Raw genomic sequence first — 24,719 nt, 5'->3', positions numbered from 1 at the left:
TAATATATTATGTAAATTATCATGAATAATATAAAAATGAGTAAAAAACAAAAGGCTTATGAGTATATCAAGATTAGAATAATTGAGGGTATCTACGCTCCAGGACAACGTATTGTCATCAACCAGCTCCTCAATGAGCTGTCAACGAGTGCGATACCAATCCGTGAAGCTGTTATGCAATTGGAAGCTGAGGGGCTGATTAAATATCAGCAGAATATAGGACCGGTCGTCACACCCATAGACGAAAGTGCCTATGCAGATACATTATCAACCTTGGCAATCATGGAAGGATATGCAACAGCTTTAAGCAAAGATGCAATTACAGGCGACGTGATTGAAGAGTTATCACATTTGAATAGGCAGATGGAGGCTGCCCTGGAAACCATGGATTTTTCAAAGTATGGAGAGTTGAACCATACGTTTCATGAGCTCACCTACAGCGTATGCCCAAATCGCTATTTGGTGGAGGAAATAAAAAAGACTTGGTTAAGACTGGATAGTATAAGGATTTCGGGCTCGACGCTCAATATTGAAAGAGCCCGTCAATCCATCGCCGAACATGCCCATATAATTTCATTGATAGGCGGAGAAGGGGATTTTCAGGAAATTGAGATGACGGTCAGAGAGCACAAACTTAATACCATCAAAGCCTTCCACGAGAAAAAACATTCAACCAGAGGTACAACTTTCATCTAGAGGAAGTCTTTGAAGGTCAGCACGAAGAGAGAGTCTAAGCGAAAGACAGCGGAGCTATGCGCAATATTATATATGATTTCATATATGATTAAATTTAAGGAGATGATTTTGTGGCAAACCAACAAACACAATCAGTAGCAGATCAACATACGAAACTCGCCAAGGAGCTTCAGGATGTGAAGCTATACATCGATGGAAAGTTTGTAGACGCTGAAGATAATGGCACCTTTGAAAATATCAGTCCTTTCACGAACGAAACGATGAACAATATCGCCTCAGGACAGGCTGCAGATATTGACAAGGCTGTCAAAGCAGCGCATAAAGCATTCAAAGGGGAATGGGGCAAGATGAAACAGTCGGAGCGCCTGGATTATGTCTACAAGATCGGCGACCTGATTGAAGAGCATGTAGAAGAGATAGCATTGCTTGAGGCGCTGGATACCGGACTGCCATTAAGCCAGACAAAGAAGCAGGTTTCTCGCTCCGCGAACAACTTCAGGTTCTATGCTGATACTGTAAAAAGCCAAATGTACGGTGAAACATATCAGGTTGATGACGAGTTCGTCAATTATACTGTGCGTACGCCTGTAGGTGTGGCTGGACTCATCACTCCTTGGAATGCGCCATTCATGCTTGAAACATGGAAGATCGCCCCTGCTCTCGCTACTGGCAATACAGTTGTATTGAAGCCGGCAGAGTGGTCGCCGCTGACTGCAAACCGCATGGCAGAAATCATCGATCAGGCCGGCTTGCCGGATGGTGTATTCAATATAGTACATGGTTTTGGTGAAACAGCAGGAGATGCATTGGTCAAACACAAAGACGTAAAACTCATTTCCTTTACAGGAGAAACAACTACAGGTTCCACCATCATGAAAAATGGTGCTGACACGCTGAAGCGTTTTTCCATGGAACTTGGAGGCAAATCCCCGATCATCGTCTTCTCGGATGCCGACTTGGACCGCGCGCTCGATGCAGCAACATGGGGTGTCTTCTCATTCAACGGGGAGCGATGCACAGCGAACTCCAGACTTTATCTGCATGAAGATATCGCGGAAGATTTCGTTGCAAAGCTGAAGCAGCGTGTTGAAAACATCAGGGTGGGCGATCCACTGGATGAATCCACACAAGTTGGGCCGCTCATCAAGACCGAGCATTATGAAAATGTGAAGAGCTACATTGAAATAGCGAAAGAAGAAGGCTGTGAGGTCGTGAGCGGGCATATTCCTGAGGAGTTGAGCCGTGGGAATTATGTAGCACCAACAATGCTGCTGAATGCCGAAAATGATATGAGGGTGGTACAGGAAGAAATATTTGGTCCTGTCATTGCTGTCATGACTTTCAAAGATGAAGAAGAAGTCATTGAAAAGGCGAATGATGTCGAGTATGGCCTGGCCGGATATGTATGGACCAATGATATCAAACGTGGACACCGCGTCGCGCACGCTGTCGAATCCGGTATGCTTTGGGTAAATGCCCAGAATGTCCGTGATTTGAGGACACCGTTTGGCGGGTCCAAGAACAGCGGTATCGGACGTGAAGGCGGGTACTACGCTTTTGAATTCTATACAGAACAGAAAATCATCCATGTAGCAATTGGAGACCACCATATTCCACAATTCGGAATTTAAATATAGTGCTTGAAATATGAGAGGGGAAAACATATGAATTTTGATATCAAACGTACTGGCCGGGCTGTATTGCATGTGACTGATCTGGAAAAATCCAAGGAATTCTATGAATCATTGGGACTCATTGAGACGGAGTCGGATGATGAGAACGTCTTCTATAGAGCAATAGAAGACCATAACCACCATTGTCTGTGGCTTAGGAAAATGCCTGAAGCGGCAGTTGAAGTAATCAGTTACAGAGTGGATTCAGAAGAGGATCTGGATAAGCTTGCTGATTTCTTTGAAGCTGAAGGCACAGAAGTGATCTGGATGGAAAAAGGCATGCAGCCTGCAATTGGGCGTACGCTGCGTGTACAGGATGTTTCAGGGATTCCTTGCGAATACTACTGTGAAATGGATAAGGTGGAGCGCATGCTACAGCGCTTTGATATTCATGTGGGAGCAAAAGTACAGAGGATCGACCATTTCAACTGTGCAGTGCCAGATGTCCAAAAAGCCTATGACTACTATATAGACAAGCTTGGATTTGCGTGCTCAGAATATACGACGACAAAAGGCAGCGACGAAGTGTGGGCAGCATGGCTGCACCGCAAGCCAGGCGTCCATGATACTGCGTTCATGAACAGCATCGGACCGAGACTGCATCATATCGGCTTCTGGCTGAAGGATCCGATGAGTCTGATCGATGGCTGTGACTACCTTGCAGCAAAAGGCTTTGCACCGACCATCGAGAGGGGGCCGGGCAGGCACGGGCTCTCCAATGCGTTCTTCCTGTACTTGAGGGATCCGGACGGCCACCGCATCGAATTGTACAATGGAGACTATTACACAGGGGATTCCGACTTTGATCCGGTGGAATGGGATCTCGACGATCCGCAACGCCAGACTTTCTGGGGGCATGAAGCACCGGATAGCTGGTTTGAGGAAGCTTCCACATTCCTGAACGTCTATACAGGGGAAAAAGTGGAAACCGAACAGCCGAAGCTCGATAAGAGAAAGCCGAATACGATCATCTGATCCAAAAAAGATATGGAAGTGGCGTTTAATAATAATATCAGGAGGTTCATTATAAATGAGTAATCAATATGAAGATATCAAACAGAGACTAAGAGGATCAATCTGTCCGGTCATCACACCTTTCAAGGCCAACGGAGATCTTGACCTGGAGAAGCAGGCTGAACTGATCGAATATCAGCTGGAAAATGGCACACATGCCATTTCTGTAACAGGTACATCAGGAGAGCCGAGCTCTTTGACTACAGAAGAGCGGGTACAGGTGATGGAAAATGCAATGAAGGCCATTGATGGACGTGTGCCGTTTGCCCCAGGTACGGGTTCCGTAAACCACGATGAGACCATGTACCTCACCAAAAAGGCTGAGGAGATGGGTGCTGATGCCGCGATGGTGATCGTTCCCTACTACAACAAGCCGAACCAGGAAGCGCTGTATCAGCACTTCAAGACAGTGGCGGATTCTGTAGACCTTCCGATCATCATCTATAACATCCCTGGACGTACTGCGCAGAATATGACAGTACAGACGATGGCGAGACTTGTCAGGGACTGCCCGAACATCGTCGGTGCAAAAGAGTCCAACAAGGACTTCGAACATGTAAACCGCGTAATGCTCCATTGCGGCAGGGATTTCCTTCTCTATTCAGGAATCGAACTGCTTTGCTATCCAATGCTTGCAATCGGAGGAGCTGGTTCCATCAGTGCAACAGCGAACGTGGAACCTGCCAAAGTGGCTGAAATGCATGATGCATGGGAAGCCGGCGATATCAAAAGGGCGCAGGATCTTCATTTCGAACTGATGAACCTGAATGATGTGCTCTTCAAGGATACCAACCCAGCGCCTGTTAAAGCGGCACTCGGCATGATGGGCATGATAGAACCTGTTCTCAGGATGCCTATGGGACTGCCTTCTGAGGAACTGCAGGAGGAAATCAAGGAAACATTGGTGGAATACGGTAAGTTGGCAAAACAAAATTCATAATCCAACCAGGAGGGGAAGGATAGGACCAGTACACGCTGGTCTCTTTCTCTTTTTACAAACTGACTAAAGGAGAATGCAGGAATATGGTAAACATCAAATTCAAGCATCAAGGCATACAGTTGATGCAGGAAGGTCTGTTTGAAGGACCAGATAGAGTGACGCTTGATGCAGAACAGCATAATATTTCGGATTTCAAATTTGATGTCCCGATTACCGGGACGGTCTATGGCACACTTCTCAATTACAAGGGAGCCTACGAGCAGTATGAGGGGCAATTGAATGAAGACCCCTACAAAGCACCTCCAAAAGCACCCATACTCTATATCAAACCGATCAATACATATATCGGGGACGGGGAAGCTGTACCATTGCCGCAAAGTGAAGAGGCGCTTTCAGCAGGGGCCGCTCTGGCAGTGGTGATCGGAAAGACGGCCACCAGACTTGAAAAACCAAATGCCCTCGATCATGTAGCGGGTTATACGATCGTCAATGACATCAGCATTCCGCATGAAAGTATCTACAGGCCTGCCTACAAGGAAAAGGCAAGGGATGGTTTCTGTCCGATCGGTCCATGGATAACAGAAAGGGATTCTGTCGATGATCCAAACGCTTTGAAAATCTCCGTGTATGTAAACGGAGAGCTCAAGGCTGAAAATAACACATCCAATCTCATCCGTTCAGTGGAAGAACTTCTGACGGACGTCACTGAGTTCATGACGCTTTACGAAGGGGATGTTCTGCTGGTCGGTGTACCCGAAAACATGCCATTGCTTAGGGCCGGGGACACGGTCAAAGTGGAAGTGGAAGGCATCGGTGTTCTGGAGAACGAAGTGATGGATGAGAATCAAGTGGCAGGAGGCAAAAGAAAATGAAGCATGCAAGAATCGCAGTAGATGGTTTGATTCATAATGGCGTGGAGACGGACTCAGGTATAAAGCTCGAAAATGGCAGAACTGTCCAGGAGCATGATGTGATCTGGCTGCCTCCGGTCGAACCTCAGACGGTCTTCACCCTTGGTCTCAACTATGCAGACCATGCAGCTGAGCTGTCCTTTAAGGAAGCGCCCAAGGAACCGCTTGTATTCCTGAAGGGGCCGAATACTTTCATAGGCCACCGGGGGAAGACATACCGCCCTGCAGATGTGACATTTATGCACTATGAATGTGAGCTTGCTGTAGTGATTGGAAAAGCCGGGAAGAACATCTCCAAGGAAGATGCCTATGATTATGTAAGCGGCTATACAGTAGCAAATGATTATGCCCTGCGGGACTATCTTGAAAACTATTATCGTCCCAACCTCAGAGTTAAAAATCGTGATACGTGCACACCAATCGGCCCATGGTTTGTAGATAAGGAAGATGTGGAGGAACCGATGAACCTCAAGTTGCGTACCTTGGTGAATGGAGAGGTCGTACAGGAAGGGACCACAGCAGATATGATTTTTTCAGTCCCTGATCTCATAGAGTACCTGAGCAGCTTCATGACCTTGAACAAAGGCGATATCATCCTTACCGGTACACCTAAAGGGTCTGTTGATACTAAAGTCGGGGATGAAGTGATTACTGAGGTTGAAGGTGTTGGTCGTCTCGTCAATACCATCGTAGGGGAAGAGGCGGATATCAAGCAGTAGATCATCCAACATGATTCAAGGAGGAACTGTAGATGCCACATCTCTATATAGAATACACATCCAACCTGAAGGGTGCGTTCGAGGTGGATGAACTTCTCGAACAGGCAAATGCCTCCCTGCTCTCCCATTCGGATGTCATTCCAATTGGGGGATTGCGTACAAGGGCGATTGAAATTGAGGATTACCGTGTTGCAGATGGCACAGAAGATGATGCGTTTGTGCACATTACATTAAAACTTGGCGGTGGACGCTCTGAAGCGGTCAAGAAAGAACTGTGTGACAATCTCTTCAGTGTCATTACAGATTACTTTGAACCAATATACCAAAAAAGGTATCTTGCCCTCTCAATGGAGTTGTACGAATTTACCAACCCAACTTACAAGAAGAATAATATTCACGGAAGATATAAAAAATAACAGCAGGTTGTGGAGGCGTATTAATGGCAAATGTTGAAATGTATATCAATGGCGAATGGACTGGGAAAGAACTCGAACAGATGGATGTCACCAATCCAGCCACGGGCGAAACGATCGCTTCCGTCCCTAAGGGAGGAAGCGGTGAAGCCAAAGCTGCTGTAGATGCAGCGGCTGCAGCATTGAAGGAATGGCGGGCGCTTACGGCTGAGGAACGCAGTGCCTACCTTTTCAGATGGCATCAGCTGATCCATGAACATAGGGAAGAAATTGGCAGGATCATGACTGAAGAACAGGGGAAACCTTTGAAGGAAGCAATCGGCGAGGTGGATTATGCCAATGGCTATATATCCTGGTATGCAGAGGAAGGCAAAAGGATCTACGGGGACATCATACCGGCTTCCCACAGAAATAAGCGTCTATTCGTAACAAAACAGCCGGTTGGTGTAGTTGCAGCAATCACACCATGGAATTTTCCGGCTGCCATGATTACGCGTAAGGTGGGGCCGGCAATGGCTGCGGGATGTACCGTGGTCGTGAAACCAGCCTCCCAGACCCCGCTGACTGCTTTCAAGCTGGTCGAATTGGCAGAAGCTGCCGGTGTGCCAAAAGGCGTCATCAACATCATCACTGGAAGCTCCCGTCAGATTGGAGAGGTATGGACCCAGGATAGCCGGGTCAGGAAGCTCACTTTTACAGGATCTACAGGAGTCGGCAAGCAGCTGATGAAGGATTCCGCGGATACCATGAAAAAGATATCACTTGAACTCGGAGGACACGCACCTTTCATCATCACAAAAGATGCTGATTTGGATAAAGCGGTAAGTGGTGTGGTCATGTCGAAATTCCGCAATGCCGGCCAGACATGTGTCTGTACCAATCGAGTATATGTACATGCTTCGGTAGAGGAGGCTTTCAACGAAAAGCTCAGAGAAACAGTCTCCGGGTTGAATATGGGCAATGGACTTGAATCCGGTACGGATATCGGCCCATTGATCGATAATTCTGCAGTGGAGACAGTAGATAATCAGGTGAAGGATGCAGTAGACAGAGGAGGTACCGTTGTGTGTGGGGGCGGCCGGGGCGAAGGGCTATTCTATCAGCCGACTGTTGTTACCGGTGTTTCTGATGAGATGCTCTGCATGCATGAAGAGACATTCGGACCATTGCTGCCAATCACCGTATTCCATGAGGAGGAAGAAGTGATTGAGCGCGCTAATAATTCTCCATACGGATTGGCCGCCTATGTATTCACAGAGAAAATCGGCGAAGCGATCAGGATCAGTGAAGCGTTGGAATATGGCATCATTGGACTGAATGACGGAGGACCGTCGACACCACAGGCACCATTCGGTGGGTTCAAGGAAAGTGGCCTTGGAAGAGAAGGCGGCTATTATGGTATAGAGGATTACCTGGAAACGAAGTACATTTCCTTGAATTTTGAATAGAAGTTGAAAAGGAGCCTTCCCGGCTCTTTTTCATCGTGGAAGAACTGAGAGAAGGTGGAAGAGTGTACCAGGGGCAAGAAGTCAGCGATAAGGATGGAAGGATATATCTGGATGGTGAACGTGTGATCATGACCTCTCCTTCCGTCTTTGGAATACTGCGCAAAGAACTGGAAGAGAACATATCCTATGAGAGGATGAAAGGTTTTCTCATAAGGTATGGTTGGAATCTGGGGAAAAATGATGCGAAAAATGTATTGAAGAAGAATCGGGCATCCATTGAGGAGCTTCTTAAACAGGGACCTGCACTACATATGATGAGGGGCTACACAAAAGCCAAGCGTGTAGGACTCCAGATTGAATATGGACAACAGAATGAAATAGATCACATTCATGTCGAAGGGATATGGACGGGGTCCTATGAGGCGGAAGCATTTCTTGAGCAGACTGGAAAGGCTGAAGGCAGTGTGTGCCATACGCTTGTTGGCTATGCAAGCGGCTACTACTCTGAGATATGTAAAAAGAAAATCATCTTCAAAGAGGAAAAATGCAAAGCAGGAGGGCATGACGAATGCTATTATGTGGGCAAAACCCTCTCTGATTGGGATGACACTATAGGCAGTGAATTGAAATATTATGAAGATGACACGATCCTCAGGGAACTGGAAATGACTTATGACAAACTCCTTGAGGAAAGGGATGCGTTGAGCAGGACATTCAAGGTGCATGAGAAACTGACTTCCGTATTTGTGGATGGTAAGGATATGCAGTCCATTGTACGTACCATCTTTGAAGAAACAGGACTGCCGGTTCTGATTGAAGACGAAAGGTTCAAACACCAGGCAAGTGAGGGGCTGGATCAGGAAGCTTTGATGGAGGTCTACAACGGGCGGAAGGAAATGAAGGATACGGATCTGTGTTCCCGCAGGGAAACAACCGTGGGGAATGTTGGGGGCCATAATTATATAACGACACCCATCATTCTCCAGAAGAAATGCTATGGTTTCTGCTCCTTCATAGTTGGGACCGAATATGAATTCACCAGAGTCGACAATATGAACTTGGAACGGCTTGCTGATATATGTTCCCTCTATATTCTAAATGAAAAGACGACATTCGAAGCGCTGGAAAGGATAAAGGGGCATTTCCTTGATCGGTTGATAGAGGGGAAGGAACTTTCGGAAGAGGAACTGCTGAAGCAGAGCCGTTATATACAGGCCGACCTGAATAAGCCCTACCATATGATGACCTTGAAATATGACGATGCAAACAGAAGTCATGACGACTCTCTTCTATTTTACGACGATGTATTGAAGTCTTTGCAGAACTACTGCAAGAATGCTTCAAACATACTCGTCGGCCAACGCTCAGGAAATATAGTGATGATGGTTCAGCAGCATGAGAAGCAGAGCCGGATAATATCGGTGGCAGAACGTACAAGGGGCTATCTCAAGGAAAGATTCCCGGAGGAAAAGTTCCAGATGGGCATAAGTACTCTGACCACTGATATCGGAGATGCGCACGATGCTTATGAAGAAGCACTCACCGCTCTTAAAATGCTGGACGGAACCAATAAAAAGTTTTTGGAATTCGGGGATATCAGTGTGCCCGGGCTTCTGATCCATACTAAAAATAAAAGTGTCATCAGACAGAAGACGAAGCAGGTGCTGGGCCCACTCTATAAAGATAATGACGAATTCCTCCACACTCTGTATGTCTTTCTTTCAAATGGTGGAAACCTGGAGAAATCTTCACAGGACCTCTCCCTTTCCTTAAGTGGTCTACGCTATAGGGTGAAGCGGATACAGGAATTGATCGGCAGGGACCTCAGAGATCCTCAAACCGGTTATGAACTTCTCTTGACTTTGCAGGTGATGGAAGCAGAGGGCCTAATCTCTTTTTAAAACAACGATGCGGAGTCGAGTATTTCTACAGATTACTATTGATGAACAAAAAGTGTCAGTATCAAATAATATAAACAACATTTAGTGTTCTATAATTATACGAATTCATCTGATAATCTTAGAGTACAATATTTATAATTTTTAGATTATTAATGGGGGTATGTATTATGATGGATGGAAAAGAATATATAGAGAGTTTGAAAGATGGACGTGAAGTATATCTAAATGGGGAGCGCATCGAAGATGTAACGACGCATCCTGCATATCAGAACTCGATCAGGTCAGTTGCCCAATTATATGACGCAATGCATGACCCGAAAACGAAAGATATACTGACGACGAAATCGGATGTTGGAGATTTCGATACACATAAATTCTTCAAAGCTTCCAAAAGTGCGGAAGAATTGCTTGAAGCAAGGGATGCGATGGCTGAATGGACGAAAATGAGCTATGGGTTCATGGGCCGGACGCCCGACTATAAAGCAGCATTTCTAGGCTCACTTGGCCCGTACTATGATTTTTACGAAGGTTTCGAAGAAAACGCCAAAAGATGGTATAAAAAAGGCCAGGAGGAAGTGCCGTTCTGCAACCATACTATAGTGAACCCGCAGATCGACAGGCATAAGCCACTCCATGAGAACAAGGATGTCTTTGTACGTGCAGTAGATGAAAAGGATGATGGCATCATAGTCAGTGGAGCTAAAATGGTAGGTACCTCCGCAGCATTGACGAACTATAATTTCGTGGCGAATTATTCTCCGCAAGATTTGGGAGAGGGTGATCAGAGTCATGCCCTGATATTCTTTGTGCCAATGAATGCACCAGGTGTCAAGGTGATCAGCCGCCAATCCTATGAGGAAGCGGCTTCCAAGACAGGCAGTCCTTTCGACTATCCGCTTTCAAGCCGTTTTGATGAAAATGATGCGATTATAGTTCTTGATAACGTCTTCATCCCTTGGGAGGATGTACTCGCCTATAAGAATGTGGAAATAGCGAACGGCTTCCGTCCAAAGACGGGATGGCTGAACAGGTACACATTCCAGGGCTGTACACGTTTTGCAGTGAAGCTGGATTTCATGGTAGGTCTTCTGCTGAAATCCACAGAAGTGGCAGGTACGGATAATTTCAGGGGTGTACAGGCAAGGATCGGTGAACTGATTTCCTATAGGAATATGTTCTGGTCGATTTCAACATCAATGGCTCTGGATCCGGAGGATGGCCCAAATGGTGTGAAACTGCCGAACTCCACTTATGCGACTGCATATAGAACGTTTGCGCCATCAGTATGGCCGAAAGTCAAGAATACATTCAATGAAATTGTGGCCGGCGGACTCATCTCGCTGCCATCCAGTGCAAATGACTTCAAGAATCCAGAGCTGAGACCATATATCGATCAGTATTACAAAGGGACAGGCACGACAGCTGAAGAGAGGGTCAAGCTTCTGAAGATGGTCTGGGATGCAACAGGTAGTGAATTCGGTGGACGCAATGAACTCTATGAAATAAATTATGCGGGCAACAATGAAGGCATTCGACTGGATGCACTCAAAATGGCCCAAAACTCTGGTCAGGCCGATCAGTACAAAGCATTTGTAGAACAGGCGATGGACGACTACAACCTGGATGGCTGGACGAACGACACATGGGTGAACGCTTCTGCCAGCAAAGGCTCCATTCCCGTTTTCTAAACAGGCACATTTTTCCTCATCTTTAATGAGGATTGAAAGGCTATGCAATAGAAGGCAAATGTTTTAAAAGGTATGCTTTTTCTGCAATATGCAGACATACCTTTTATTTCTGTTTTTTCTAAAAATTCTATCATTGTGTTGATTTTATATATTATATTATATATAATTTACTCATATACTTTGTAAGCGGTTGCATAAAGAGCCATAAGTGAATATATAATACAGGAGGAATATGATGAAGGGGAAAAAAGAGATGGGACTTCTGGTCATTGCCATGACGTTCCTGCTGGCATCATGTGGAGGGACAAATGTTTCAGGTGAGGAGCTTGAATCACATAATCTTGTCGTTTCACATTTCCAGCCAGGCAACCATCCGATCCAAAATGAAATATTAACAAATTTTGAGGAAGATTTGAATGAAGGGACAGAAGCCCAAATTGACATGGATTTTTATCCATCCAATTCACTGGGGGATGCAAGTGCTCATTATGATATGGCGGTCACAGGTGAAGCTGATATTGGTTTGAGTGTCTACGGCTATTCCACAGGTCGTTTTCCGTTGGTGACGGTCATGGAACTGCCGTTCCTGGCTGAAAGTGCAGCGCAATCATCTGAGATTCTCTCAACACTCTACGATGAGTTTCCAGAGATGCAGGAGGAGCATGCGGATGTGCATCCTTTATTCCTTTTTTCTGCAGAGCCCGCACAGATCATCAGCAACAGCCATAAAATAGAGACACCAGAAGACTTAAAGGGGCTCAGGGTGAGGTCACCGTCGGCCATGGCAAATGACATCATCAGTGAACTGGGTGCAACGCCCATTTCCATGCCAATGGGTGACGTATATGAATCACTTGAGCGAGGTGTGATAGACGCTGCCATGGTACCGTTGGAGACACTCCTCAACTACAGCTTTCATGAAGTGACGAACTACGTGACCATAGGCAACTTTTCAGCAACACCATTTTTCAGTGTGATGAATAAAAAGACCTATGACGGCTTCAGCGATCATGACCAGCAGGTGCTTGATGATCTGACTGGAAAAGAGCTGGCGAGAAAAGCAGGCAGTATCTACGATAAGGATGGTCAAAAGGGACTCGATACCGCAAAGGAAAATGGTGCAGAAATAATTGAACTGGATGATACTCAGCTGAAGGAATGGAAGAAAGCATTGGAACCGATGGTGGAACAGTGGATTCAGGAGACATCGGCACAAGGGTATCCAGCCCAGGAGATATATGACCGTGCCATGGAATTGAATGATGAGATAAATGTTAAGGAAAGGGAGTAACGCCATGGAGAAACTAGTCATCAAATTGAATGAAGGCCTGGTTTATGTTGCAAAAGGAATCACTATGCTCATGGTATTGCTTATAACACTGGATGTCCTTGGCAGATGGATTTTCAACCAACCTATTACCGGTTCTGTGGAATTGATCGGGTTTGGTTTGTCCATGGTCATATTTTTGAGCATAGGCTACACGCATTTATATGAAGAGCATATTTCCATCGATTTTCTTGTAGAAAAGTTGCCGAAGAAGGTTCGGTATTTCATTGATGGAATCATCAATGCAGTCATCACGTTGTTGATGATATTGATAGCAGGCAGCCTAATGTGGTATGTAAGCAGGCTGTATGATTCGGGCACAATCACTGGTGATCTGGGAATCCCCATTTACATAATGGCCCTTATTACCGTAGCTGGTTCTCTTGTCTTTGCATTGACCAGTCTGCATCTTGCAATAAAGTATTTTGGGAAGGTGGGCCAAGTATGACTCCAGAATTAATAGGCCTCATTGGAATATTGGCAATATTGCTTCTGTTTTTTGCCAAAGTGCCTGTAGCGATCGCCTTGATTATTGTCAGTCTCCTCGGGACGACGGCCATCAGAGGATTCGAAGTGGCATTTGCCCAATTGGGGAGGACGCCCTTTGACACTTCCAGCAACTATTCATTGAGTGTCATCCCCCTGTTTATATTAATGGGGATGGTGCTATCCAACACTGGCATCGGCAGGGATCTTTATAGGATGGTGGACAGTTTCGTTGGTCACCTTAAAGGAGGTCTAGCAACTGCTACGATAGGGACTGCAGCCATCTTTTCCTCCATTTCTGGATCATTGAACGCAACTACAGCCACCGTGGCTAAAATCGCATTGCCTGAGATGGATAAATATAACTACAAATCCAGTCTTTCTACAGCGAGTGTAGCTGCCGGTGGTACACTCGGTATACTGATTCCTCCAAGTGTCATACTCATCCTATATGGGATACTGACACGTGAACCGATTGGCGCACTGCTGATAGCGGGCATAATTCCTGGAATCCTCCAGATTCTGCTTTTCATGATTACCGTTTATGTACTTGTACGAAGAGATTCTGATCTTGCTCCACAGAGGGAAGGAAAGGCAGGTGCCTCAGAGAGGTTACATACACTAAAGAATATATGGCCGTTCATCGGCTTGTTCCTGGTGACGATCGGCGGTATCTACTTGGGCGTTTTCACTCCTACAGAAGCTGCTGGCATCGGCGCGTTCGGTGCACTATTCTTTGCTGTCATTTCAAGAAAATTCAACTGGAAGATGCTTGGTGGATCTCTGGAAGAGACAATCCGTCTGACTGCTTTCATCTTTCTGCTGATTATCGGGGCGAACCTTTTTGGACAATTTTTGGCGATCAGCAGAATTCCGGTAATGCTGACAAGCTATATCGGCGGACTCGAGATGAATGCATATATTATTCTCGGCGTCATCCTGCTTGTACTGCTCATATTGGGATGCTTTGTTGAAAGTCTGGCCTTGATTGTGATTACATTGCCTATACTATATCCAATCATTACAGAGCTCGGTTTCAATGGAATCTGGTTTGGTGTCATCATGATCATGGTAATTAACATCGGTGCCCTGACACCACCTTTAGGAATCAGTGTCTACGTCATCAAAGGGGTGGCAAAAGATGTGCCACTTCAAACAATTTTCAAAGGTATTGTACCGATGATTGTTGCAATGGTCATCTGTGTCATCATTCTGATCATATTCCCGGAACTTGTGACGGTCTTGCCAGATATGATGAAATAACCAGCAAATGAAATATAGCTCAATAAGTGCATATTCTAATATGAGTAAAGCTAATGAAAAACCAGTATCGGAAGATACTGGTTTTTCTGCCTCTTTTTCCTGAATGACAGAATATATTACGATTTTGTAACCAGAAGTATGCCGGCTATGAGTAGCATGCAGAGCACCTGAATATTCCCTGTGCCCATGGAGCTGGGCACCAGATAGGTGACATGAATCCTATTGCGGCGTAAAGCATCAATTGGAAAATATGCTTCATCTAAAGTTCCTCCTCATCGAATATGAAGATATTTTCTATGGGTTCGTTGAAAATCTTCGCAAAGCGCTTGGCAATCAGCAAAGAAGGAATATATTCCTCCCGTTCGATCAGACTGACGGTCTGCCTGGAGATCTTGGCACAATTCGCAAGCTCTGTTTGGTTAAATCCTTCCCTGGCACGCAGCTCTTTCAGGCGTGTTTTCATATTCCTCATCACCTCTTGATAGTAATATATATTAAATTTGTCGTTATGGAAAGGATACTTGTCATTAATGAAAATATAATGGTCAAATCGTGTATTTTCGCAAAATTGTGATATAATCTTTTGGAAACGACATATACTGATGGAGGGAATAGGTATGAAACTTTTGACTTTTTATAGTGATGGAAAGCTCAAACCAGGTGTGCTGACGAAAAAAGGTGTCCTGGATATTTCAGGTTCCTATCCGACAATGATCGAGGCGATTAAACGCTATAAAGGGTTGGAAGAATTTCTGCAATTTGCGTACGAGGAGGAATGCGACTTCTTCGTGGATCCGCATAAGATCGATCTCGGGCCGGCAATCGACTGTTCTGAAAAAATCATCTGTGTGGGGCTGAACTACAGGAAACATGCAGATGAATCCAACATGCCGGTGCCCGACTATCCGATTCTCTTCAGCAAGTATAGGAACAGCCTGTCGGGGAGCGGGGAGACGGTCGGCATCCCATCTGAAGCCTCCCAAGTGGATTATGAAGCCGAACTTGCCATCATCATCGGCAGGGAGGCCAAGGAAATCAGTGAGGAAGATGCCGAAGATTACATATTCGGCTACAGTGCCTCGAATGACCTGTCCGAACGGGGATTCCAATTCAGAAGTGGCCAGTGGCTGCTCGGCAAGAACCTGGATGGTTTCTGTCCCTTAGGCCCATACCTCGTCACACAGGATGAAATCGAGGATCCGAATAAACTGCGGATCAGCTGCAGGGTCAACGGTGAAGTCCGGCAGGACTCCAATACGAACGATATGATTTTCAAATGTGAGAAGCTAGTCAGTTATATTTCACACTATATGACGCTGAAACCGGGAGATGTCATTCTGACAGGCACACCGGAAGGTGTGGCGATGGGCTATGAAGAAGGCAGCCGACCATGGCTCAAGCCCGGCGATGAAGTCGCCGTCGAAATCGAGCAGTTGGGCAGGCTTGTCACATATATGGAAGCGGAGTAGAAGATTATTAATATTGGAAGAATTTTAGTGTGGTTCAAGATTTCATTTGAAGAAAAGAATAGTGTAGAACAGTAAAACCTGCTCAGAACTGAGCAGGTTTTAAAAATTTATGCATTCTGTATAGAGAACCTTTAATCAGCCTGCATACCTCCGTCTACATTGTACATTGATCCGGTCACAAAGGAGGCATTGTCGGAAGCAAGGAAATAGACGACTTTAGCGACTTCCTCAGGAGTACCAAAACGTCCGAATGGTATCCCCGCCTTGATGGCCTCTCCAGATTTCTCAGGTTCTCCCGGTGTAAGGTTGTTTTGGATGTCCGATAGCATATCCGTATCGATAGCGGCAGGTGCAACAGCATTGACTCTAATATTACTGTCTGCAGCTTCAAGTGCAGCAGTCTTTGTGAGGCCCGCCACTGCATGTTTTGAAGCAATGTATGCAGGCATGCCTGCTGAACCGATGTAGGCTGCGTTAGAAGCCGTATTTACAATAGTACCGTGCTCCTGCTTCTCCATTTGTTGGATAACATGTTTCATCCCAAGAAAGACACCGGTTGTATTGATACTCATCACCAAGTCGAACTCTTTCTTTGAAAGATCCTTAATTTCTTTGAAGGGTCCATTTATGCCGGCATTGTTGAAGAAGATGTCAATTTTTCCAAAGCGATCTACAGTTTCTCTAACGTAATTCTCAACATCCTCTTCATTTGTTACATCAGCTTTAATCAGATGTATGTTTTCATCTCCAAGATTTGATTTTGCATTTTTCAATGCTTCTTCGTTAAGGTCAACGAGTATGACTTTTGCACCGTGGTCCAAAAATTCCTTGGCAGAAGCCTGGCCGATACCACCAGCGCCTCCAGTAATTAAAATAATCTTATCCTTCATACTATGCCTCCTAATATTTTCTGTATATTCCCAATATATAGAAAGCGTTTTCACAACACAATGTTTATGCCTGATGACCTTTCAAGCATTCCATTTGATTTGTTTCCGATTGAAGCGCACCATGGAACCATAGACATTTGAGGAGGCGAACATATAATGAGAATATTGGTAATTGGCGCAAATGGCCAGATTGGCAAAATGGTCGTGGAGAAGCTGAAGGAGAGCGAGCATGACCCGGTTGCGATGGTACGCAAGGAAGCACAGGCGGAGGCGCTGCACGAACAGGGAATAAAGACCGTCATCGGCGACCTGGAGCAGGATTTCTCGCACGCTTTTGAAGATATCGACCTGGTGTTGTTCACGGCTGGTTCCGGCGCGAAGACGGGTGCGGACAAGACGATTCTGATCGACCAGGAAGGCGCGATGGAATCGATTGATCTCGCCAAAGAACATGGTGTGAAGCACTTTGTGATGGTCAGTGGCATGGGCGTCGAAAAGGCCAGGGAGGCGGACGATACCATGCGTCCATACATGCATGCGAAATTCCGCGCGGATGAACACCTCAAAGCATCCGGCGTCCCTTATACCATCCTCCGTCCCGGACGGCTGACGAATGATGCCGGCAAAGGCTCGGTGGACTTCTATGAATATGAAGGCGAAACGCGCTACGGTGAGGTGCCGCGCGAGGATGTCGCAAGCGTTCTGATCGAAATCATCAATGCGAAACCTGAAAATAAACTCTACTATCTCATCAGCGGGGATACCCCTGTAGCTGAAATCCTATAGAATCATATCGATGATCGACCCGGCTCAGTCAGCCGGGTTTTTTATTTTCCTTTATGAAAACGATTTCATTAGATAAAAATTCAGAAAATGTAGAATATTTTGTGTGGAAGTGTTAATGTATCGGTAATTATATCTTGGCATCCGCTCTGGGGCGGGCCTCGAACCAATCATAAGGAAGGTGAGCAGATGAAACAGAAAACACGGGAACCGATTATGAACTACAGGATATGGATTGGGTTCCTCATCATTTTCATCCTGTTGAATCCCTGGTATTTTCCGTCCGGAGACCCAGTGCTGGTCTATGGTGTGCCGCTCTGGGCACTGGTGATCATGGGAGTGACGGTCGTACTGTCGCTCTATATCACGTATGTCATCCGGTATCATTGGGATGTCGAGGACGAAGAAGAATCAGGAGAGGAGGAGAAGTAGATGGAACTGGCCTTTTCAGGGACATCCGGCATTCTGATCATGCTTTTCTACGGCATCATCATGCTGCTGATCGGTGTCGGGACGTATATGAGGAACAGGAACGTACATAGCAGTCTGGAAGAATATTATCTCGGAGGCAGGGGACTCGGGACGATGGTCCTGTTCTTCACTTTCTTTGCCACCCAATACAGCGGAAATACCGTCATCGGCTATTCAGCAGAGGCGTACCGCGTCGGGTATGCAAACCTCGTGAGCATCCCGTTCTTCATCATGATCATTCTCGTCTATCTGCTGTTTGCGCCGAGGATGTACAAACTGAGCAAGAAGCACAACATCGTGACACCGGTGGACTGGCTGGAAATGAAGTTCAATTCCAAGGCGGTCTCCATACTCGCTGCAATCATCATGCTGTATGCCCTCGGCAACTTCCTGCTCGAGCAGCTGATCGCAATCGGCCAGGGTGTCGCAGGGCTGACAGGCGGCACGGTGCCGTACCAGGCAGGCGTCATCTTCTTCATCGTCATCATGGTGGTATACGGCTGGCTCGGCGGCATGCGTTCCGTAGCCTATACCGATACGATGCAGGGCATCGCACTGCTCGTCGGCGTATTCATGCTGCTGATCGGTACGATCGTCTACTTCGGCGGTCTGCCGGCGGCCGGAGACTACATCCGCACATACTCCCCTGAGAACCTCGGGGTGCCGGAGGGCGGCGGACTGGTCCGGTGGAGCAACTTCCTCATCCTGGTCGGCATCGGGGCGGCAGTCTACCCGAATGCCATACAGCGGATCTTCTCCGCCAAAAGTGAACGGGCACTCAAGCGGTCCCTTACGCAGATGGCATGGATGCCATTTGTAACGGCCGGAGTCGTATTCGTCATCGGAATCCTTGCCTATACCGCCTTCCCGGACCTCAGTGTGGAGGAATCCGAACAGATCGTCGGCATGATGGCCAGTGCCATCGCCAATGAGCACATCATCTTCTACATCGCGATGGTGCTCCTGTTCGGCGGCATCATTGCAGCCATCGTCTCCACCGCCGATTCCGTACTGCTGACATTCTCATCCATCGTATCGAAGGATATATACGGACGCTACATCAATAGGGAGGCTTCCGACAACAGGAAGATCCTCGTCGGCAAAATCGTCGGGGTCATCGCGGTCGCATTCCTGCTGATGATCGCATGGAATCCACCTGGCACACTGTATCAGGTTTTTGTCCTTAAGCTTGAGATTCTCGTCCAGGTGGCACCGGCCATCATACTGGGCCTCTACTGGGAACGGAGCCATGCAAAATCCGTGTTTGCCGGCATGCTCACCGGTGCACTCGTTGCGGCGATATTCACATTTGCTGGCCTGACGCCACTTGGCATCTTCAGCGGTGTATGGGGGCTCATCATCAATCTGATCATCTATGTCGCCGGCAGTTTCGCTTTCGGTACTGCCCCGGCAAAGGATGCAGTAGCCCAGGTCGATGGCCAGGAAGCCACCCAGTCAGTGAGGTAGGGAGAGCAGGCGTGCTACACCCCTCAGTGGCGCACGGAGCGAAGTACAGTTACCCATATATCAACGTCATATCCATTCAAATTGGCAGCACCTGTTCGATTCCGGAACAGGTGCTGTTTGCATTCTGAAAAAATGATGCAAGCCCTTACATTTTTCATTGACAGAAGGAATATCAAGTATTATATTAGCATTAAGTTCATATACAGGAACACCGTTTACATATGAAAACTATAATGACGAGGAGGTGACGCCATGTCGGTCAAGTCGGCGGAAAGGGTACTGGATATCATCGAATATCTGACAAAGATTGAAGGTGGCGTTTCTCTGATGGCGCTCTCCAAGGAACTGGAGATTCCGAAGAGCAGCATGTCTCAGCTGCTTCTGACGATGGTCAATAAAGGCTATCTGAACAAGTCGGAAGGCAACATCTACAAACTCGGACACAAGCTGATCATCGCGGGCAACAAGGCACGCACGAGCAACGACATCTATAGCGCGAGCATCGAGATTCTGAGGGATGCGGCGATGAAGACGGGTGAAACGGTATTCCTTGCGATACGTTCGGCGGATGAAATCATCTACCTGGCCAAAGTGGACAGTGAAGATTCTGCACGCACCACCGCCCAGCCGGGCATGCGCAAGCCGCTGCACTGCACGGGCCTTGGCAAAGCTTTCCTTTCTTTTGAAAGCGGTGACATCAGAACCTCGCTGCTCGAAATGATTTCGCTGGATGCCTACACTGAAAAGACCATCACGGACCGGGAAGCACTCAAAAAAGAGACGGCGGAGTACCGCGAACAGGGGTATGCCATTGATGATGAGGAGAATGATCTCGGCGTCTATTGCATCTCCGCGCCCATATATGGGGAACAAGGCGGAATGACGGCAGCGATCAGCTGCGCAGGGTCAAAGCCGAGGATGCTTGGAAAAAGAGAAAAAATTGTGGGCATCGTGACACAGGCAGCAAAGGAAATATCAGAAACCCAAGGATTTACAGGAGGTGTGGAAAAATGGATGTAGTCGCAATTGGAGAATCGATGGTGGCACTGGTCAATGAACCCTCGGGCTACATACGGCATGCGGATGGGTTCAAACCATTCGTCGCCGGGGCGGAGACGAACACGCTGGTCGGACTCAGCCGCCTGGGGCATAAGACGTCGTGGATATCGGCGCTCGGCACCGACGAGCTCGGAGAGTTCATACTGCACAAGGTGCGCGCGGAGCAGGTGGATACGACGTCCGTCAGCATGACGGATGACCGCACAGGTGTATTTTTCAAGCAGATTTCACCCGACGGATCGGTGGATGTCACATATTACCGTGAAAACTCTGCGGCAAGCCGCATGACGATGAATCATATCGACATGGATGCGATCAACCGGGCGAAGGTGCTCTATCTGACCGGCATCACACTTTCATTGAGCGCACAGACGAAAGAAATGCTTTTCAATGTGGTGCGGGCGCTCGATGAGGAAGTGAAGGTCGTGTTCGATCCGAATATCCGGCTCAAGATGTGGTCTGAATCAGCGGCACGCGCGACGATCCTCGAATTCCTCCCTCATGTGGACTATCTCATTGCTGGAAAGCAGGAGATCGAAATACTGCTTGGGCATCAGGATTTCGATGAAGCCATGGAGAAGTTCAGGAGCCTCGGTTGTGGCAACACCATCATCAAGCTTGGCAAGTCGGGGGCACTGTACGATATCGATGGAAAGCGCGGCAAGGTAGACAATCCGAAACAGTTTGACGAAATAGACCCGGTCGGCGCAGGCGATGCATTCGCAGCCGGCGTGGTCTCTGGCATACTCGAGGACACGCCGCCCCGCGAAATGATCCGGACCGCCTGCTTCCTCGGCGGCTACATCACCCAGTTCGTCGGGGATTACCAGGGCTTTCCTTCAAGAGGGACGATAGAAGCAATGCTTGACGCAAATGAGGATGAAAAAGTAAAAAGATAGGTGGGATATCAATGACAGTACTTGGCAGGATAAAGGACCATAAGATGATTGGCATACTGCGCGGATATGATACGGAGGAGGCGGTGAAGATCGTCGATACCCTTGTAAAGAATAATTTCAGGGTCATCGAAGTGGCGCTCAACTCCCCGAATGCGAAGGAGACCCTCAAGGTGCTCAAAGAAAAATTTGGTGATGAAATCATCCTTGGTGCCGGAACGGTGCTGACGGTGGAGGCTGCGAAGGCCTGTGTGGACATCGGTGTCCAATTTCTGCTCGCGCCGGCATACGGTGAACGTGTGCTCCAATACGCCAAAGCCCGTGGCATCCTCTATATTCCAGGCTGCTACACGCCAACGGAGATCTATGAGGCCTACCTGGCCGGCGCTAAGATGATTAAAGTGTTCCCTGCCGGACAGCTGGGGGCAGGCTATATCAAGGATGTGCTTGCACCGATGGATGACCTGGTGCTGCTCCCGACAGGCGGAGTGAATACGGACAACATCAGGACCTACTTTGATGCAGGCGCCCAGGCGGTCGGCATCAATTCCGCCCTGGTGCCGTCGAAACGTACGGTCGATGATGCACTTCTTGCAGAAATCGGTGAACGTGTACAGAAACTGAAAGCCGAGGTGAATTAGGATGAAAATAAAAAGCTATGAACTGTTTACGGTACCGCCCAGATGGCTCTTCCTCAAAGTCGAAACGGACGATGGTCTCGTCGGCTGGGGTGAGCCGGTCATCGAAGGCAAGGCAGCGACGGTCAAGGCGGCCGTTCACGAACTGATGGATACGATCATCGGCAAGGATCCGATGAATATCGAAGGCATATGGAATGAACTGTACCGCGCCGGCTTCTATCGGGGCGGCCCGATCCTGATGAGCGCCCTGGCCGGTATCGACCAGGCGCTGTGGGATATCAAAGGGAAGTACTACAATGCGCCGATCCATCAGCTGCTCGGCGGCAAGGCGCGTGAGCGGATCAAGATCTACTCCTGGGTCGGCGGCGACCGCCCGCTGGACGTCGGAGCGGCATCCCTCGAACTGAAGGATCAGGGCATTACGGCCGTGAAGATGAATGCCACTGAAGAGCTGCAGTACATCGACAGCTACAGCAAGGTCGACGATGTGCTCGAGCGTGTCGCATCCATCCGCGAGATGTGCGGCAAGGACTTCGGCATCGGCATCGACTTCCATGGCCGTGTACATAAGCCGATGGCAAAAGTGCTGGCGAAGGAACTGGAACAGTTCCGGCCGATGTTCATAGAGGAACCGGCCCTGCCCGAAAACAATGAGAATCTGAGGGATATTGCAATGCATACATCCATCCCGATCGCTACAGGAGAGCGTATGTTCTCAAAATGGCAGTTCAAGACGCTGCTCAAGGATGGATATGCCGACATCATCCAGCCGGATCTCTCACATGCCGGCGGCATCACCGAGTGCAAGAAGATCATCTCCATGGCGGAAGCCCATGATGTGGCGGCTGCACCACACTGTCCACTCGGTCCGATTGCGCTTGCGGCATGCATCCAGGTCGATGCGACATGCCACAACGCCATCATCCAGGAGCAGAGTCTCGGCATCCATTACAACAAGGGGAACGACATCCTGGACTATGTAACCGACGCTTCCGTCTTCGAATATACGGATGGACATGTCGAAGTGCTGGAGAAGCCGGGGCTTGGCATCGAGATCGATGAAGACTATGTCAGGGAACGCAGCCTGACCGGGCACAACTGGAAAAACCCGGTATGGACGCACAAGGATGGCAGCATCGCAGAATGGTAAAACTGAAAGGAGTATAGAATATGTCTAATGAAATGTGGCTGGTCATTGCGACCGTCCTTGGAATCGCTTTACTGCTGTTTCTGATCATGAAGGTCAAGCTTCACGCATTCGTTTCTCTACTTATAGCATCACTCTTCATCGGCCTGGCCACAGGCATGAGTCCGATGGACATCATCGATGTCATTGAAACCGGCATGGGCGGCACACTCGGCTTCATCGCCGTCGTCGTCGGACTCGGCGCCATGTTCGGTGAAGTACTGAAAGTATCCGGAGGTGCCGAACGCCTGGCCCTCACACTGATCGATAAGTTCGGCGAGAGCCGCTCGCAGTGGGCGCTCGGCTTTACAGGCTTCCTCGTCTCCATCCCGGTCTTCCTGGATGTGGCGCTGGTCATCCTGATTCCAATCGTCTACTCCCTCGCGATGAAGACGAAGAAATCACTGCTGTACTACGGTATTCCACTGCTCGCCGGTCTCGCGGTGGCGCACAGTTTCGTGCCGCCGACACCAGGTCCGATGACGGTGGCAGCCATGCTCGGGGTCGACCTGGGCTGGGTCATCCTCTTTGGTATCGCAGCTGGTATCCCGGCCATGATCCTTGCGGGTCCCGTCTTCGGTAAATTCATCGGGAGCAAGATCCATCTGGACATTCCGGATTATCAGAAGCTGGATGATGAAGTCAGTGCGATGCGTGAAGAGCGCGACATGCCAAGCTTCAAGCTCGTATTCTCACTCATCCTGATTCCGCTTGTGCTCATCCTGGCCAACACGGTGACAGGTGCGATCGTTGGTGAAGATTCAACGAACCTGTTCGCTGAAAGCATCCAGTTCGTCGGTCACCCATTCGTTGCACTGATCATCACGGTCGTCCTGACGTTCATGCTGCTCGGCACACGCCGCGGCTATACTCGGGACGAAGTGCAGGAGATTGCGACGAAAGCGCTCGAACCTGCGGGGATCATCATCCTGATCACAGGTGCCGGTGGGGTCTTCAAGGAAGTCCTCATCCAGAGTGGTGTCGGTGACGTCATGGGCAACCTCGTTGTCGGTGCCGGTCTGCCGCTTGTGGTTGCGGCATTCGTCATCACGACATTCGTCCGTGTCGCCCAAGGGTCTGCAACGGTTGCGATGGTCACAGGTGCCGGCCTCATGGCACCAATCATCTCCATCAGTCCGGTCAGCCAGCCGGAACTCGGTCTGATTGCGATCGCCATTGCGAGTGGTGCGACTGTGCTCTCCCACGTCAACGACTCCGGTTTCTGGCTGGTCAACCGCTTCTTCGGCATGACCACCGGGGAGACGCTGAAATCGTGGACGGTCATGGAGACCATCATCGGTCTGACCGGCTTTGTCGTCGTATTCATCATCAGCATTTTCATATAGAATAAAATTTTCCACCCCATGCTGAGCATGGG

At 48.1% G+C, this 24,719-nt stretch carries 24 protein-coding genes; 22 read left to right on the top strand and 2 right to left on the bottom strand.

The genetic code is table 11. From position 1 onward, the window contains the following. Window positions 1–36 precede the first annotated feature (36 nt). From RQP18_RS12160 to RQP18_RS12100, 13 genes are all read left to right on the top strand, one after another. Window positions 37–696, top strand: a complete 660-nt coding sequence (locus tag RQP18_RS12160) for a GntR family transcriptional regulator (protein WP_342387949.1) — start codon at window positions 37–39, stop codon at window positions 694–696. Window positions 697–806: 110 nt separating this feature from the next. Next, entirely contained in the window at window positions 807–2,327 is a 1,521-nt protein-coding gene (gene hpaE / locus RQP18_RS12155; RefSeq protein ID WP_342387948.1) for a 5-carboxymethyl-2-hydroxymuconate semialdehyde dehydrogenase, read from the top strand. Between the two features lie 33 nt (window positions 2,328–2,360). Next, entirely contained in the window at window positions 2,361–3,344 is a 984-nt protein-coding gene (hpaD, locus tag RQP18_RS12150) for a 3,4-dihydroxyphenylacetate 2,3-dioxygenase (RefSeq protein ID WP_342387947.1), read from the top strand. 55 nt (window positions 3,345–3,399) lie between these two features. After that, window positions 3,400–4,323 carry a 2,4-dihydroxyhept-2-ene-1,7-dioic acid aldolase gene (hpaI, locus tag RQP18_RS12145; RefSeq protein ID WP_342387946.1) on the top strand — a complete coding sequence of 308 codons (924 nt, stop codon included), beginning with the start codon at window positions 3,400–3,402 and terminating at the stop codon, window positions 4,321–4,323. An 83-nt stretch (window positions 4,324–4,406) separates the two neighbouring features. After that, entirely contained in the window at window positions 4,407–5,195 is a 789-nt protein-coding gene (locus tag RQP18_RS12140) for a fumarylacetoacetate hydrolase family protein (RefSeq protein ID WP_342387945.1), read from the top strand. Further along, window positions 5,192–5,953 carry a fumarylacetoacetate hydrolase family protein gene (locus RQP18_RS12135; RefSeq protein ID WP_342387944.1) on the top strand — a complete coding sequence of 254 codons (762 nt, stop codon included), beginning with the start codon at window positions 5,192–5,194 and terminating at the stop codon, window positions 5,951–5,953. The genes RQP18_RS12140 and RQP18_RS12135 overlap by 4 nt, the downstream gene beginning before the upstream one ends. A 32-nt stretch (window positions 5,954–5,985) precedes the next feature. Next, the gene (locus RQP18_RS12130) at window positions 5,986–6,369 is read left to right on the top strand and encodes a 5-carboxymethyl-2-hydroxymuconate Delta-isomerase (RefSeq protein ID WP_342387943.1); all 384 of its coding nucleotides are present in this window, start codon (window positions 5,986–5,988) and stop codon (window positions 6,367–6,369) included. A gap of 23 nt (window positions 6,370–6,392) precedes the next feature. Continuing rightward, complete coding sequence (locus RQP18_RS12125; RefSeq protein ID WP_342387942.1) at window positions 6,393–7,814, top strand: NAD-dependent succinate-semialdehyde dehydrogenase; 1,422 nt, start codon at window positions 6,393–6,395, stop codon at window positions 7,812–7,814. 35 nt (window positions 7,815–7,849) lie between these two features. Then, complete coding sequence (locus tag RQP18_RS12120) at window positions 7,850–9,715, top strand: XylR N-terminal domain-containing protein (protein ID WP_373446073.1); 1,866 nt, start codon at window positions 7,850–7,852, stop codon at window positions 9,713–9,715. Between the two features lie 167 nt (window positions 9,716–9,882). After that, the gene (locus tag RQP18_RS12115) at window positions 9,883–11,403 is read left to right on the top strand and encodes a 4-hydroxyphenylacetate 3-hydroxylase family protein (RefSeq protein ID WP_342387940.1); all 1,521 of its coding nucleotides are present in this window, start codon (window positions 9,883–9,885) and stop codon (window positions 11,401–11,403) included. A gap of 232 nt (window positions 11,404–11,635) precedes the next feature. Further along, window positions 11,636–12,694, top strand: a complete 1,059-nt coding sequence (locus RQP18_RS12110; RefSeq protein ID WP_373446072.1) for a TRAP transporter substrate-binding protein — start codon at window positions 11,636–11,638, stop codon at window positions 12,692–12,694. A 4-nt stretch (window positions 12,695–12,698) separates the two neighbouring features. Then, the gene (locus tag RQP18_RS12105) at window positions 12,699–13,178 is read left to right on the top strand and encodes a TRAP transporter small permease (RefSeq protein ID WP_342387938.1); all 480 of its coding nucleotides are present in this window, start codon (window positions 12,699–12,701) and stop codon (window positions 13,176–13,178) included. Beyond that, on the top strand, window positions 13,175–14,479 hold the full coding sequence (locus tag RQP18_RS12100) for a TRAP transporter large permease (RefSeq protein WP_342387937.1): 1,305 nt from the start codon (window positions 13,175–13,177) through the stop codon (window positions 14,477–14,479). The genes RQP18_RS12105 and RQP18_RS12100 overlap by 4 nt, the downstream gene beginning before the upstream one ends. A gap of 259 nt (window positions 14,480–14,738) precedes the next feature. Here RQP18_RS12100 and RQP18_RS12095 read toward each other — a convergent pair whose 3' ends face one another. Further along, complete coding sequence (locus RQP18_RS12095) at window positions 14,739–14,942, bottom strand: helix-turn-helix transcriptional regulator (protein ID WP_342387936.1); 204 nt, start codon at window positions 14,940–14,942, stop codon at window positions 14,739–14,741. A 154-nt stretch (window positions 14,943–15,096) separates the two neighbouring features. Here RQP18_RS12095 and RQP18_RS12090 point away from each other — a divergent pair, with 154 nt between their 5' ends. Next, window positions 15,097–15,948, top strand: a complete 852-nt coding sequence (locus RQP18_RS12090; RefSeq protein ID WP_342387935.1) for a fumarylacetoacetate hydrolase family protein — start codon at window positions 15,097–15,099, stop codon at window positions 15,946–15,948. A 131-nt stretch (window positions 15,949–16,079) separates the two neighbouring features. On the opposite strand, the gene RQP18_RS12085 is transcribed toward RQP18_RS12090, so the two are convergent. Then, on the bottom strand, window positions 16,080–16,838 hold the full coding sequence (locus RQP18_RS12085) for an SDR family NAD(P)-dependent oxidoreductase (protein WP_342387934.1): 759 nt from the start codon (window positions 16,836–16,838) through the stop codon (window positions 16,080–16,082). Window positions 16,839–16,994: 156 nt separating this feature from the next. On the opposite strand from RQP18_RS12085, the gene RQP18_RS12080 reads away from it, so the two are divergent. The 8 genes from RQP18_RS12080 to RQP18_RS12045 all read left to right on the top strand — a co-directional run bounded on the left by RQP18_RS12080 (window position 16,995) and on the right by RQP18_RS12045 (window position 24,687). Next, window positions 16,995–17,624, top strand: a complete 630-nt coding sequence (locus RQP18_RS12080) for an SDR family oxidoreductase (RefSeq protein ID WP_342387933.1) — start codon at window positions 16,995–16,997, stop codon at window positions 17,622–17,624. A 186-nt stretch (window positions 17,625–17,810) separates the two neighbouring features. Then, complete coding sequence (locus RQP18_RS12075) at window positions 17,811–18,053, top strand: hypothetical protein (protein ID WP_342387932.1); 243 nt, start codon at window positions 17,811–17,813, stop codon at window positions 18,051–18,053. Further along, window positions 18,054–19,559: a sodium:solute symporter family protein gene (locus RQP18_RS12070; RefSeq protein WP_342387931.1), complete on the top strand. Its 1,506-nt coding sequence runs from the start codon at window positions 18,054–18,056 to the stop codon at window positions 19,557–19,559. Between the two features lie 252 nt (window positions 19,560–19,811). Further along, window positions 19,812–20,579 (top strand): IclR family transcriptional regulator, encoded by a 768-nt coding sequence (locus RQP18_RS12065; RefSeq protein ID WP_342387930.1) that lies wholly within the window; start codon window positions 19,812–19,814, stop codon window positions 20,577–20,579. Further along, a complete protein-coding gene (locus tag RQP18_RS12060) occupies window positions 20,570–21,517 on the top strand; it encodes a sugar kinase (protein WP_342387929.1) in 948 nt (315 codons plus the stop codon). Before RQP18_RS12065 ends, RQP18_RS12060 begins: the two co-directional genes overlap by 10 nt. Before the next feature lie 11 nt (window positions 21,518–21,528). Continuing rightward, window positions 21,529–22,155, top strand: coding sequence for a bifunctional 4-hydroxy-2-oxoglutarate aldolase/2-dehydro-3-deoxy-phosphogluconate aldolase (locus RQP18_RS12055; RefSeq protein ID WP_342387928.1), 627 nt, complete (start codon window positions 21,529–21,531; stop codon window positions 22,153–22,155). 1 nt (window position 22,156) lies between these two features. Continuing rightward, window positions 22,157–23,305, top strand: coding sequence for a galactonate dehydratase (gene dgoD / locus RQP18_RS12050; RefSeq protein ID WP_342387927.1), 1,149 nt, complete (start codon window positions 22,157–22,159; stop codon window positions 23,303–23,305). 20 nt (window positions 23,306–23,325) lie between these two features. Further along, a complete protein-coding gene (locus RQP18_RS12045; RefSeq protein ID WP_342387926.1) occupies window positions 23,326–24,687 on the top strand; it encodes a gluconate:H+ symporter in 1,362 nt (453 codons plus the stop codon). Window positions 24,688–24,719: the final 32 nt, after the last annotated feature.

Origin of the sequence: Salinicoccus sp. Bachu38 (genome assembly GCF_038561955.2) — a bacterium.
In the GTDB taxonomy this organism is placed as follows: Bacteria; Bacillota; Bacilli; order Staphylococcales; family Salinicoccaceae; genus Salinicoccus; species Salinicoccus bachuensis.
The sequence above is the reverse complement of the archived record's forward strand: the minus strand, read 5'-3'. Positions and strand labels throughout refer to the sequence as shown.